The organism is Arthrobacter gallicola (genome assembly GCF_014836775.1).
Classification (GTDB): Bacteria; Actinomycetota; Actinomycetes; order Actinomycetales; family Micrococcaceae; genus Arthrobacter_B; species Arthrobacter_B gallicola.
In genome coordinates this window covers 292,516-305,234 of sequence record NZ_JACSQD010000006.1, presented here as the reverse complement: position 1 = coordinate 305,234, position 12,719 = coordinate 292,516, and the positions used below count along the sequence as shown (strand labels likewise).

General features: G+C 65.6%; 9 protein-coding genes and 1 pseudogene. 3 read left to right on the top strand and 7 right to left on the bottom strand.

The window, feature by feature from the left end; all coding sequences use genetic code 11:
• Positions 1 to 30: 30 nt before the first annotated feature.
• On the bottom strand, positions 31 to 381 hold the full coding sequence (locus tag H9639_RS13955; RefSeq protein ID WP_191749171.1) for an ArsR/SmtB family transcription factor: 351 nt from the start codon (positions 379 to 381) through the stop codon (positions 31 to 33).
• A 107-nt stretch (positions 382 to 488) separates the two neighbouring features.
• On the opposite strand from H9639_RS13955, the gene arsB reads away from it, so the two are divergent.
• From arsB to H9639_RS13940, 3 genes and pseudogenes are all read left to right on the top strand, one after another.
• Positions 489 to 1,601, top strand: coding sequence for an ACR3 family arsenite efflux transporter (gene arsB, locus H9639_RS13950; protein ID WP_191749173.1), 1,113 nt, complete (start codon positions 489 to 491; stop codon positions 1,599 to 1,601).
• Entirely contained in the window at positions 1,598 to 2,014 is a 417-nt protein-coding gene (locus H9639_RS13945; RefSeq protein ID WP_191749175.1) for an arsenate reductase ArsC, read from the top strand. Before arsB ends, H9639_RS13945 begins: the two co-directional genes overlap by 4 nt.
• A 24-nt stretch (positions 2,015 to 2,038) precedes the next feature.
• A pseudogene (locus H9639_RS13940) lies at positions 2,039 to 3,486 on the top strand (FAD-dependent oxidoreductase).
• Here the strand turns inward: H9639_RS13940 and H9639_RS13935 are convergent.
• The 6 genes from H9639_RS13935 to H9639_RS13910 all read right to left on the bottom strand — a co-directional run bounded on the left by H9639_RS13935 (position 3,483) and on the right by H9639_RS13910 (position 10,643).
• Positions 3,483 to 4,034 (bottom strand): HAAS signaling domain-containing protein, encoded by a 552-nt coding sequence (locus H9639_RS13935; RefSeq protein WP_191749179.1) that lies wholly within the window; start codon positions 4,032 to 4,034, stop codon positions 3,483 to 3,485. The pseudogene H9639_RS13940 and the gene H9639_RS13935 overlap by 4 nt on opposite strands.
• Positions 4,031 to 4,375: a PadR family transcriptional regulator gene (locus H9639_RS13930; protein WP_318241914.1), complete on the bottom strand. Its 345-nt coding sequence runs from the start codon at positions 4,373 to 4,375 to the stop codon at positions 4,031 to 4,033. The genes H9639_RS13935 and H9639_RS13930 overlap by 4 nt, the downstream gene beginning before the upstream one ends.
• Before the next feature lie 120 nt (positions 4,376 to 4,495).
• Positions 4,496 to 4,804, bottom strand: a complete 309-nt coding sequence (locus H9639_RS13925) for a transcriptional regulator (RefSeq protein ID WP_191749182.1) — start codon at positions 4,802 to 4,804, stop codon at positions 4,496 to 4,498.
• Between the two features lie 282 nt (positions 4,805 to 5,086).
• On the bottom strand, positions 5,087 to 8,413 hold the full coding sequence (locus tag H9639_RS13920) for an ATP-binding protein (protein WP_191808671.1): 3,327 nt from the start codon (positions 8,411 to 8,413) through the stop codon (positions 5,087 to 5,089).
• A complete protein-coding gene (locus H9639_RS13915) occupies positions 8,410 to 9,180 on the bottom strand; it encodes a DUF4194 domain-containing protein (protein WP_191808670.1) in 771 nt (256 codons plus the stop codon). Before H9639_RS13915 ends, H9639_RS13920 begins: the two co-directional genes overlap by 4 nt.
• On the bottom strand, positions 9,177 to 10,643 hold the full coding sequence (locus H9639_RS13910; RefSeq protein ID WP_191808669.1) for a DUF3375 domain-containing protein: 1,467 nt from the start codon (positions 10,641 to 10,643) through the stop codon (positions 9,177 to 9,179). Before H9639_RS13910 ends, H9639_RS13915 begins: the two co-directional genes overlap by 4 nt.
• Positions 10,644 to 12,719: the final 2,076 nt, after the last annotated feature.

Sequence of the window (12,719 nt, the reverse complement as noted above, 5' to 3'; positions counted from 1 at the left end):
TCGCCGGGCGGCGCCAGCCGACGGCGGCACCTAGCGCGGGGAGAGAACAGCTGCGGCGCGCTCCAAGGCGCCAGGGACAATGGAGTAGTACGCCCAGACACCGCGCTTTTCACGGTGCAGGATCCCGGCGTCCACAAGGATCTTCAGGTGATGCGAGACGGTGGGCTGACCCAGGCCAACCGGTTCTGTCAGGTCGCAGACGCAGGCCTCCTTGTTGTCCTGGGCGGCAATCAGGGAGACCAGACGCAGCCGGGTCGGCTCTGCCACAGCTTTGAGTAACTGGGCAAAGCGCTGGGCCTCCTCTGCGCTGATGGCCTCCTGAGTCACTGGTGTGCAGCACACCTCGGCAACAGGAGCGGAAGCTGGCTGGAGGGTCTTCATTCCTCCATTATGCACAGATTGACATCCGTCGATGCCTGACGGAATACTCGGGAGGGACGGATATCGACATTGATCGATACCTAATCGCAGATCACCGGAGGAGTTAAGTGAGCAATCCCGCTACGCCGGCGGAAGCTGGCCAGGTTCCGGCCAGGCTGTCGACCCTGGACCGGTTCCTGCCCGTCTGGATCCTTGCCGCGATGGGCGCGGGCCTGCTGCTGGGCCGGGTGGTGCCGGGCATCGGTCCCGCACTGGATTCGCTGAAGGTAGCCAACGTGTCGCTGCCCATCGCCGTCGGCCTGCTGGTGATGATGTATCCGGTGCTGGCCAAGGTCCGCTACAACGAGACCCGGGCAGTGGTGACGGACCGGAAGCTGATGATCACTTCCCTGGTGCTGAACTGGCTGGCCGCACCGGCGTTTATGTTCGCGCTCGCCTGGATCTTCCTCCCGGGCCTGCCCGAATACCGCACCGGGCTGATCATCGTGGGCCTGGCCCGCTGTATCGCGATGGTGATGATCTGGAACGACCTCGCCTGTGGCGACCGGGAGGCTGCCGCCGTGCTGGTGGCCATCAACTCCGTCTTCCAGGTCCTGGCCTTCGGCGCACTGGGCTGGTTCTACCTGCAGGTCCTGCCGGGGTGGCTGGGACTGCAGACCACGAGCGTGGAGTTCTCCTTCTGGGCCATCACCAGCAGCGTCCTGATCTTCCTGGGCATCCCGCTGCTGGCTGGCTTCCTCACCCGCACCGTCGGGGAGAAAGCCCGGGGCCGCGACTGGTACGAGGGCACGTTCCTGCCCAAACTCGGCCCGTGGGCCCTGTACGGGCTGCTGTTCACGATCGTGCTGCTGTTCGCCCTCCAGGGGGATGAAATCACCTCCAACCCGCTCGACGTCGTGCGGATCGCGCTGCCGCTGCTGCTCTACTTCGTCGTGGTGTTCGGCATCGGCATGCTGCTGGGCAGGCTCCTGAACCTGGGTTACCCCCGCACCACCACGCTGGCGTTTACCGCGGCGGGCAACAACTTTGAACTGGCCATCGCTGTGGCCATCGGTACCTACGGGGTGACCTCCGGGCAGGCGCTGGCCGGCGTCGTTGGTCCGCTGATTGAAGTACCCGTCCTGGTGGCTCTCGTTTACGTTGCCCTCTGGGCGCGGAGGAAATACTGGCCCGCTGCCGAACCCGTCCTTACCTCCTCCACGGGAAAGACGAATCGATGAGTTCAGGCACTGAAAAGCCCTCCGTCCTGTTCGTCTGCGTGCACAACGCCGGCCGGTCCCAGATGGCGGCTGCCTACCTGCGGGCCCTTGGCCAGGGGCGGATTGAGGTCCGCTCCGCGGGCTCCGCACCCGCAGACGCCGTCAACCCCGCCGCCGTGGCAGCCATGGCGGAGGACGGCATCGATATGTCCGCGGAGCTGCCAAAGGTGCTGACCGTCGAAGCAGTCCGGGAGTCCGACGTCGTGATCACCATGGGCTGCGGCGATGCCTGCCCCATCTTCCCCGGCAAACGCTACGAGGACTGGAAGCTTGAGGATCCCGCAGGCCAGGGGCTGGACGCCGTACGGCCCATCCGCGACGAGATCAAGGTCCGCACTCAGGCGCTCATCGCCGATCTGCTTCCGGCCGACTAATACCCAACCAAAGGAAACCTTTTTATGTCTACCGACACCCCCGCTGAGCTTCCCGTCGCCGTGATTGGTGCCGGCCCCGTGGGCCTGGCCGCCGCGGCCGAGCTGCTGGAACGTGGCCTGACGCCGATCATCTTCGAATCCGGGCAGACGCCCGCGGCCGCCGTCGCTTCCTGGGGCCACATCCGGCTGTTCTCGCCGTGGCAGTACGACGTCGACGCCGCCGCCCGCCGCCTGCTCGCGTCCACCGGATGGCAGGAGCCTGACGGCGAGACGCTGCCTACCGGTGCCGAACTCCTGGAGCAGTACCTGCGGCCGCTGGCCGCCGTTCCGGCTATTGCCGCGGCGCTGCACACCTCCACCCGGGTCCTGTCCGTCAGCCGCGAAGGGCTGGACAAGACCCGCACTTCAGGGCGCGAGACGACGCCGTTCCTGGTCCGGGTGCGCAACGACGAGGGCACGGTCACCGATTACCGGGCCCGGGCAGTTATTGATGCTTCGGGTACCTGGTCCACACCGAACCCGCTGGGCCAGGCGGGGCTGCCTGCCGTTGGTGAAGTGGAGGCTTTCGAGGCCGGGCTGATCACCGGGCCGCTGCCTGATGTCACCGGGCGGGACCGGGACCGGTTCGCGGGCAAACACGTGCTGGTGGTGGGTGCCGGGCACTCGGCAGCCAACACCCTGCTGGAACTGGGGGAACTTGCGGCGCAGGCCCGAGGCACCAGGATCAGCTGGGCCATCCGCAATGCTTCCCCGGCCGGGGTCTACGGCGGCGGTGACCTGGACGGCCTGCCTGCCCGCGGAGCACTGGGCAGCCGGCTGCGCACCCTGGTGGAGGAAGGGCGCATCGAACTGCACACCTCCTTCACCATCACCGGTTTCAAACCCTCGGACACCCTGGCCGTCATCGGCAGCACCCCGGCAGGGGAGCAGCAGCTGGACGTGGACCTGCTGGTCCCGGCACCGGTTTCCGCCCGGACCTGGACATGCTGCGCGAAATCCGGCTGGACCTTGACCCGGCAGTGGAGGCACCGCGGGAACTCGGTCCGCTGATCGACCCCGAGTTCCACAGCTGCGGCACCGTGGCACCCCACGGCGCCAAAATGCTGTCCCACCCGGAGAAGGACTTCTACATTGTGGGCATGAAGTCCTATGGGCGGGCCCCCACGTTCCTGATGGCCACCGGCTATGAGCAGGTCCGCTCCATTGCCGCAGCCCTGGCCGGAGACCAGCAGGCCGCCAACGACGTGCAGCTGGTCCTGCCCGAAACGGGCGTCTGCTCCACCGATCTCGGCAGCAGCTGCGACGCGCCTGCTGCCGAAGGCCCAGCGGAGTCCTGCTGCGGGACCTCTGCGGCCCCTGAATCGGAGCCTGCGGCGTCGTCGTGCTGTGGAACGGACACCGCACCGGAATCGCAGTTCCTGGGTATTCCTACCGGACTGGCCCACGGCCGTTCAGCGCAGCGGGGCAGTTAATTCTGCACTGTGGCAGCGGGAACTGACTGTTCCAGCGCCGGGCCAGCGGGCACGGGGTCGCCTGCGGGCAGAAAGAATAGGGCACCCAACAGCGTGATGGTCAGCGACGCAGCGCTGATGAGGATAGGCAGCCAATCCACCGCACGACGGCGCGAGGACCCTCGCGGGAACGTCACCAACCCGGCAACCAGGGCTCCGAAAGCAAGCGGAACAGCCACAAAGGGCAGGATGAAGACCAGAATCAAGCTCAGGAACGCAGCCACCGTGGCGGCCACATTTCCCCACGTCGCAGTACGAGACTCCGGTTCCGCAGCGCTTCCAGAGGCTTCGCGGGCGATCCGCTCCACGGGTCCCAACTCGTGCAGGATTGTTCGGACTGCTTCTGGAGCATGTTGTCCGGCGTCCAGCGCGTCAATGATGTGTTCACGCACCGATGCGACGATTTCCTCCCGGTCCGCCGAATGGGCCAGCGCGTGCTCAAGGTCGGCGAGGTACGCAGCAACGAGCGGTGAATCGGGCAGCGGCTTCTTTATTGCATCGGCGTTCACTCTTCGGCCTCCTTTAAAGCTGAGGTGACTGCTGCGGTGAAGGGTCCCCAGGCATCCTGGAAGGACGCCAGGGCAGCCTCCCCCTGCTGGGTGAGTTTGTAATATCGCCGCGGCGGCCCCGAGGCGGATTCCTGCCAGGTGGTTTCGACCATTCCCTGTTTGCGAAGCCGGGCGAGGAGCGGATAGAGAGTTCCTTCGCTGGCGAATAAGGCCGGAAAACGGGAGAGATCCGTGGCCAGTTGCAGACCATAGGATGGCGCACGAAGCAGCTGCGCCATGACGCAGTATTCAAGTACGCCCTTGCGGAGCTGGACGAGAATGGCTTCCTGCTGGGTATCCACACGCCACACCCTAGCGGTATCTTGCATCAATAGGTAGCCCCTATTGACGGGCGATTTCCGGCTGACGCTGCTGCGCACCAAGAAGCCCTCTGGGCTGGGGGAACCGTTGTGGGGAGTGGGTTACCCGCCCACCGGATCGTGCTCCGCAATCTCGCGGAGGATCATGAGGTTGTTCCGGAGTGCTTCGTTGCCGGCCTCCGTGCTGGCGATCCACGTTCGCATCTGACGACCGTACTGGCGTTTTTCGATCGTGATGAATCCTGCGTCGTCGAGCCGGGTGAGGTTTTGGGAGAGGCTGGAATCTGAGAGATCGACGGCGTCCCGCAGGATGGAGAACTCGCACTCATCCACCGAGCCGAGATAGCACATGATCGAAAAGCGCACGGGGGAGTGGATCAGCGCGTTCAGCTCATGACGGGGGTGTCTCATCGTGGCAGCGTCTGATCGGCAGGATGACGCGCAGCGGGGGAGTAGTTCTTGTTGGCGGAATCAATCACGCAAGCAGTTTACGGACCGTAAAGCACTTGTCTAGAAGTTTTTTCTGCAGAGAGTGTCCGGGTGCGTGCGGGTGCCGGGTGCGAGGTGCCCAGGTGCGGACGTGGACAGTGCCAAGCTACGGAGGGGTTGGCACCGTCGTTGAATGACGGGCATGGGCCGACGGGCCAGGGCGGGCGCCCGCCCGCCGGCGCCCGCCCTGGCCAGCCCCAACCCTTACCGCAGCAGAATGTCCACAGCCCGCGAGCCCCCAGAAGACGACCCCACCGGAACCCGCTCCAGCGTGCCGGACCGGTTGGCGGCGTCGTCGCGCAGGATTTCCGTGACCGACCCCAGGAAGCGGGACAAGTCCACCTTGTCCTCGGGAGCGGCGAGCAGCAGCTGGAAGCCGAACTCGTGCAGCGCGTTGATGGACGCCTCGGCGAAGGACAGCGACGACTTCACGAACGCCTCATCCATCATTACCGTGCCGTAGGTGCTGAAGCCCTGGGACACGATGCCCAGCTGGTACGCCAGCGCCGACGCCATGATGAACGCCGTGAACCGCTGCCCCTCGCCGCCGGACATCAGCGACGCCTGCAGGTTGGTGAACGACTGCCCGTTCGCGAGCTTGTTGGTGCAGGTGATGGTCACGTGCGCGCGGACGTCCAGGACCTCGGCCCGCCAGCGGCGCTCCTGCGGGTCCTTCAGCTTCTCCACCAGGCCCTCGAGCGCGGCGTAGCGGGCGTCCATGTCCGCCTTGTCCTGCCGCACGCCCATCATCGGCAGGGCGTTCTTCAGCTCCATGCGGAACTTGTGCGCGTCGTCCGGGACGGTGGTTTTCACCTCGATCTCCAGGTTGCTGTCCACGTGGTACGGCACGCGGCGCAGCACGGAGTTCAGCGGCAGCAGGCGGGAGGAGATGCTGCGGCGTTCCTCATCGAGCAGCTGCAGCAGGTCGCTGAACCGCTCGTAGGTGCGGTTGTTGAAGTATTCGCGGAACTCCGCCTCGTGCTGCGGCAGGCCCTCGGTGACAATGTCCTCGTACCGGCGCACGTACTCTTCGGCGGAGTCCACGCCGGTGCCGAAGTCCGAGCCCCACTTGTCGCTGTACGTCTCGAACGTGCGCTCCAGCCGGGTGCGGGTTTCCAGCAGCGTCTTGTCCAGCCGCGCGGCGTCGGTGAGCAGGTTCCGCTCCACCTGCCCGGCGGCGTCGTTCAGGTGCACGACGTCGGTGATCTCACCGAAGGGGGCGAACAGCTCATCGAGCTGCGCGCGCAGGTCCTCCGCCAGGGCATCCGGGCCGCGGCCGGCCAGCGTGTCCCGGCGTTCGGTGGCGGCGGTCAGCTCGGCCTCGAGCCGGGCCAGGTCGCCCTTGAGCACACCGATCTTCTCGGTCGCGGCGGTCAGGTCCAGCTCGGCGGTGTCCAGCTCGAAACGGATCTGCTCCAGGTCAGCGTTGGCATCGCGGGCCGAATCCAGGCGCTCGACGGCGGCAGTCACCGCGGCGCGCTGCTCCTCGGCGCTGATTTCCTCGAAGTCCCGGGTGTCCGCGGCGACCTTGCGGACGGCGGCGAGCCGGCGGATCAGGTCGTCCTGCTCCGAGGCGTGCTTGCGGGAGACGACGTCGGCCTCTTCGAAACTGGCGCGCAGGGCGAGCAGTTCCGCGGCGAGGGCGGCGATCTTGTCCTTGTTGTCGAAGCCCAGCACGTGGTCCGAGGCCTTGGTGTGCCGGTCGTCCTTCTCCGTGGTGGAGGAGTTCCGCTTCACGGCACCGCCCAGGCTGACGCCGCGGGACACGTATGCGAGATCGTCCGGGTTTTCGACGCATTCGAAGTCGTAGTGCGCGGTGATCTTCCGGGCCACCCAGTCGCCCATGGCGGAGTCGTAGGTGCTGAGCCTGGTGATCAGGTCACGCGGCCCGGGCTCGGACGGACCGTCCACCGGAATGCTGACGTCGATGCAGCGCAGGAACCCGCGCAGGTTGGTTTCGCTGAGGTAGCGGGTGACGGCGGCCATGTGCTCACCGGGAACCAGCAGGGCGGTGGAGAGCGGGCGGAGCACCCGTTCGGCGGCGGCCCGCCACTGCGTGTGTTCGGCCGGAACGTCGATCAGTTCGCCGGCAAAGGGCATCTCGGCCTCGTCGATGCCGGTGGCTTCACAGATCCGGGCACGCTGTTCCAGGCTTTCCGGGCGGATGTTGCTGCGCCGGCGGCGGAAGGACGCGATCTCGGTTTCCAGCTTCGCGATGGAACCCTTCAGGGCCCACGCCTCGCCGTGCGCGTCGGAGCTGCGCTCGCGGGCGGCGTCGACGTCGGCGTTCAGGGTCTTGATCAGCTCATTGGCGCGGCTGCGGGCGGTGACCAGCCCGGCGGGGGAGAGGTCCGTGTCGATGCCGGCGGCGCGCAGGTCGGCGCGGAACGCGTTCTCTACGGTTTCACGGGAAACCAGCTGCGCCTGTGCTGCGGCGACTTCGCGTTCCAGGGTGGCGATCGCGCCGCCGCCCTCCTGCGTGTAGCGGGCGGTGAGCTCGGCGACCTGCTTCTTGAGCTTGGTGCGCTGCTTCTCGGCGGCCTTCAGCGCCTCGCGGCCGGTGGCGGCGGCGGAGGTGAGTCGGTCGACGTCGCGTTCGTGGCTGGCCAGCGCCAGACGACGGCGGTAGGCGGGCAGGCCGTCGGCGGTGAGGGCTCGGACGCGGTCCAGTTCGGCCTTGGTGGTGAGGAACAGGCGGTGCTGGTCCGGGACGTTGGCCAGGTGGTCGCGCTGCTGGCGGGCACGTTCGAGCTGGCGGCGGATGCTGCGCAGGTGGCTGAAGTCCTCCACGGCCTCGTCGGCGGCGGTGAGGGTTTTGGGGGTGTCCAGGACGTGGTTGCGGAAGAAGTCGTTGACCGTGCCGCCCAGGCCCTTGCCGGTCTGCAGAATGCGCAGCAGGCCGAACGCCTTCTCGTCCTCCACACCCAGGGCGGTGCGGTACCGCTCGGCGAAGAGTTTGTGCGAATCGAAGATCTGCGCGCCCGGCAGCAGGGATTCCAGGGCACCCTTGGTGAACCGGCCGCGCATGCCGGTTTCGAGGGAGGTGATGTCCAGTGGACGGTTGTGCACGGCGTAGAACCGGCCGACGTGGTGTTCGGTGCCGGTCGCGGGCAGGTCCATGAGCACGGACAGGCTGGTGATTTGGCCCAGTCCGTTGTCGAAGGTGAGGCAGACGGCGGACCAGGTGGCGCCGGGGCGCTGGTAGGCGGTGCCGTCGCCGGCTTCCATGCCCTGGGTGCCGAGCCGGCCGCGCATGTAGGAGAAGGCGGTGCGCTTTTCCTCGGCTGCGGTGCCGCCGTTGTTCTGGGCTGCCTCATTCATCTTGGGACGGGCGTCCATGACCTGCAGGATCGCGTCGAAGATGGTGGACTTGCCGACGCCGGAGTCACCGGTGAGCAGCGTGCCGGCGCGGTCCACGTGGATGGTGTGCGCGCCGTCGAACGTTCCCCAGTTCACGATCTGGATCCGGGAGAGCCGGTTCTGGCCGGGGTTGATCAGGTCCCCCATGGGAAGGGTGGTTTCGATGCTCATGCCGGCTCCTCGCCGTCGTGCTCTGTTTCAGTGACTGCGTCTTCGGCGGGCTCAGCGTTTTCAGCAGTGTCCTGTTCCGCCGGGGCCTCGGTCAGCGAGTTCATGTAGGTGATGATGTCGCCGATGTGCTCGTACGGCAGGGCCAGCGGCAGGGCGTTGGAGATGACCCAGACGTCGTCCAGCTCGGTGGGCAGCAGCAGCCGGCGTTCGGTGACGAGCTTGCGGATGGCGGCGTCGGCCAGGTCTTCCACGCCCTTGGCGTCGTGTGCCTGCGGGTCCACGTACTGCTCGAGGACGTCGAGAATGTCCTGCCGGGCGATGGTGGCTTCGTTGCCGGTGCCCGAGTGGCGGTCCAGGACCAGGCGCATGCGCAGCAGCAGCAGGGTTTCCTCGCGGGTCATTTCGCGCTGGCGCTGCAGGGCGGTGGTGTGCGGTTCGGCCATCTCGACCGGGCGCAGCAGTGCGACCTTGTGGTCCTCGTCCACGACCAGTTCCAGGAACAGTTCGCTGAGCCGGACGCGCAGCTGCTCCTGGTTATCCACGACGGTGTTGTAGACGTTGTCGGAGGAGTTGGCGTCCAGGTAGGGGCCGCGCAGCAGCCGGATGAGGGCCTGGCGCAGCTTCAGGGGCAGGGTACCGGTGTCCCCGGGGAACAGTTCCGGGCCGTCGATGAGGACGTCGCGGGCGGGCTGGGGGTAGTCGTCAAACTGAGCGTCCTCGTCGAGCTCGTCGTACGCTTCGGTTTCGGCGGTGGGGTTTTCGGTCATGGCTGGGGGCTTTCGGCGACGGTGAGGACGGGCAGCACTGCGGTGCGGGTACTGCCGTCGATCTGGAGGAACGGGATGGATTCGCTGGCTGCCGCCGTCGTTCCGTTGCTGCCCTCGGTGGGAACGGCGGAAGCGAGGAGCGCGCGGATGCTGTTGAGGTGGCGGTGTTCGGCGGGCAGCTCGGCGAAGATTTCCGCGACGGTGGCGCGGCCGCGGCGGCTGCCGGCCCGGGTGATCGCGTCGCGCAGCACGCGGCGGTCGGCCTTGGGTGTGCGTGCGGCGCGGTGGATATCCGCTTCGGTGAACGACGGCGGTTCGGGCAGCTTCCGCGGTGCGGCGTGCTCGGCGGGATCGTACGTGCGGACCATGCTGAGCGATTCGAACGCGGACGCGTAGAGCCGCGGCGCGGGGACGACGGCGGCGCGGCGGCGACCGCGCGGTGCCTTGTGGATGGCGGTTTCGGCGGCGCGGATGAGTTTGCGCAGCTGGACCGATTCCCGGTACTCGTCGCTCTGGACGTAGGTGTGCAGGGATTCGGAGAGCCGGCCGTAGATCCGCTGGATTTCGGCGGCCTGTTCGCGCATGTCGCTGATCATCCGGTACAGGGCCTGCCGGTCGCCGGGGGTCATGGCGTCGGCAAAGTCGCGTTCCAGGACCTGCGCGATGGCGTGCCGGAAGCGTCCCTGCTGGTCGGCGTCGTTCAGGAAGGCGGTGAAGCCTTCGTAGGTGCGGCCTTCGCTGGTGCTGCGCAGGCGTTTGTCCGCTTCCAGGATTTCGCCCATGGTCAGGCCCTTCGAGGCCTGCGATTCGACCATTTCCTGGCGCAGGGTGTGCAGCATCTTTTCGAGGCCGTCGCGCATGCGCTTGAAGTCAGCGGGCAGGGCGGCGGCGAGGTCAAGGATGTCGCGGGCGGCTTCGATGGCGGTGTCGTTGTCCAGGGGCGGGGGTGCGTCTCCGGCGCGGAGGGACCGGATGAGGTCTTCGCGGCGGGCGATCTCTTCTTCGAGGACGGCGATGCGTGCTTCCGGGTCCGGATTGGATTCGTGCGCCAGGGTTTCCACGCTGGAGAGCAGGGTGTTCAGGCGGGAGGAGTTCAGGCTGGTGGTGTCCCCGGTGAAGCCGTCCAGGTAGGAGAGGAACCGGACGGCGGGTTCGGTGAGTTCGTAGACGAAACGGCCGTCGGCGCGGGGGCGGGCCAGGAAGCGGCGGGCCACCCAGTCATCGGCGTAGTTCTTGCCGGTCCAGTCTTCGCGCAGGCTCTGCCCGTTGAGCCGAAGCTGCTGCAGGAAGGAGTCGGTGAGGCCGTGGAATTCGTCCAGGGGGATGCGCGGGCGGGCGCGGGTGAAGGCCTCGCGGAACAGGGCCAGGACCCAGGGGTTCGCGTTGGTGAGTTTCCAGCCGGGCGAGGCCTGTAGCCGCTGCAGCTCCGCCCAGCGGGCTACGGCGTTTTCTGTGAAGGACATGCTGCGCTTTCCGCCCGGAACGAAGGGGTAAAACGGGCCTGTCTGATTTTAGCTGAGGCGGAGGTAGGGAAGGCGCGCGCGGTTGATCCAGGTGCATCCAAGAAGGGGGGAGGGTGTCCTTGGGCGGATTGCCTTCTGGGGCATCCTGCTTCGGTTTGGTTCCAGCTCCCCAGACACTCTGCTGGACTGTTCAATGCGCCGTTTGAGTGAGTTGAATACGCTTAATCATCGCTTCTCACAATGTCTGGTCGTGCAGAGCCGAGCGAACGATGCAAAGACAGTTAAGGTGAGAGCATGAGTGTATCGAAAGAAGGGCGGACTGACCGTTTTCGCGTGGAAGCTGACATGCTTGCTCCGATTGCTGCGGCGTCTACCCTTCTGGCCGAGACGCCTCTGGTCCTTTTCGAAATCCCCTGCGCCGCAGGTGTGCCGGATATCGTGCTTCTCGAATTAGACGAGACGGCTATGGCGGAGCGGAGCGGAACTGAAGTTCTGTCTGAGCCAACCGACGTACGAGTGTTGCTGGCCATGGCTTCTGCCCCGTCCACACAACGGTGGACCGCGGAGAGTCTAGCGAGCAGCGTCGGAGTAAGCGCCTCTCATCTGAAGAGGACGATCTTGCCCCGGCTCGTAGACTCCAAGCACCTCAACGTCGATGGAAACTGCTGGGGACCAGCCTACAGATACCGGTCCTTGGCCCACCGTGTCGTCACCATCGAGGCTAAGCTGCGTGATTGGAGACGAGCCGTTGCGCAGGCGTCGCGTCACACATCTGTCTCAGACGCATCCTGGGTTGCACTCGATTCTCACGCCGCGGTAACTGCAGCCCGCTATCCAGAATGGTTCCGCACGTATGGTGTGGGCTTGTTGACAGTTTCAGTGTCGGGTTCGGTCGACCGCGTACTTTCCCCCGAGGTTTCGCGTCCACGCGCAGCGGACAGAGAGTTGTTGGTGGAACGAGGGGTCGCTCTACACCTCCGAGGTGAGGTTTCCGGACCGTTGCAGAAGGTATTCGGGAACAGGCTTGTAGCATCTACAGGAGCTGATCCCAGACTGGTAGGTGCTGGGGCGAGCTGATGCCAGCAAGAGGCTGGGAGCCTGCGGCCGCTGTGGCAGCTCTGACAGTTCTGCGCACTGCGGACGACAAGGACCGGCCGGTTAGCGTTCCCAGACCTGCAAGTTTCCCCATGGAATACAGGTGGTGAAGCCGCGCGAGCTCGTGATTCCATACTGCTGTGTTCGACGCCAAGAGCGCGGGACAGTAGGGGCAGTCGCACGCAACATAATCATCGTGTCTGCTCATAGCGTCGTGCACAGTTTTTTCCACCGAGTGCAGAAGGGTCGGCTCGAAATAACGCGCCACCGGTTCCTGACCGCCACCACCGCCTTGGCTGTGTTCCTTGAACGCTTGACCTGCTCCAAAAGGGCCAGCGCCGAAGCCGGATGAACCGAAGGCTAGTTGCAGCCATCCCGTGAGACCGGTTTGTGGGAGTAAAAGAACTCGATCCTCGTCCTCGGCCAGCTGAGAGAGACGTTTATACCCAAGCAGAAGGTCCCTGCTTAGGGGCTGATGCAACGCCCTTAACCCGGAAGGCCACTGCACACGGACGTACCACACAGCGAACTGTTCCTGGTCTAACAATTGGTCAAACAAGGCCTCACGCAGTGCAGGGCGGCTGAGCCATTGCTCTGACATGGTTAGGTTCAGTGCCATCCGTTCGTTCGCGGCAAGGTTTGAGAGTGCCTCGTCGGCTTCTGCAAAGACTGTATCCAGCGTTCGTTGAACATCTGACGAATCCAGGGCCCGGCCGGGAGAGAGGAGGAGATTGGCCCCTGCATCTCTTTGAGCTTGTAGAACCTCATTAACATCGAACGGAGCCTGCCCCAGGTAAGGCATATAGCGCAGTGATCTATCACTTATTGGCTTTACTCGAAGAAGGTCGCTGTCTAAGAGGTAGCCATGAGGATCTGCGATTCTCACGGAAGCTGCCTTACAACTATCCAACCACTCTTTATGTGACTGCGCTGTCGCACTGGGCAGAGCAACAGCCGCTCCGAGACCCACGGCTCCGTTTG

Coding starts and splice junctions, on each gene's coding strand:
- H9639_RS13955 (WP_191749171.1), bottom strand. CDS start 381: ATGAAGACCCTCCAGCCAGCTTCCGCTCCTGTTGCCGAGGTGTGCTGC.
- H9639_RS13945 (WP_191749175.1), top strand. CDS start 1,598: ATGAGTTCAGGCACTGAAAAGCCCTCCGTCCTGTTCGTCTGCGTGCAC.
- H9639_RS13925 (WP_191749182.1), bottom strand. CDS start 4,804: ATGAGACACCCCCGTCATGAGCTGAACGCGCTGATCCACTCCCCCGTG.
- H9639_RS13920 (WP_191808671.1), bottom strand. CDS start 8,413: ATGAGCATCGAAACCACCCTTCCCATGGGGGACCTGATCAACCCCGGC.
- H9639_RS13915 (WP_191808670.1), bottom strand. CDS start 9,180: ATGACCGAAAACCCCACCGCCGAAACCGAAGCGTACGACGAGCTCGAC.
- H9639_RS13910 (WP_191808669.1), bottom strand. CDS start 10,643: ATGTCCTTCACAGAAAACGCCGTAGCCCGCTGGGCGGAGCTGCAGCGG.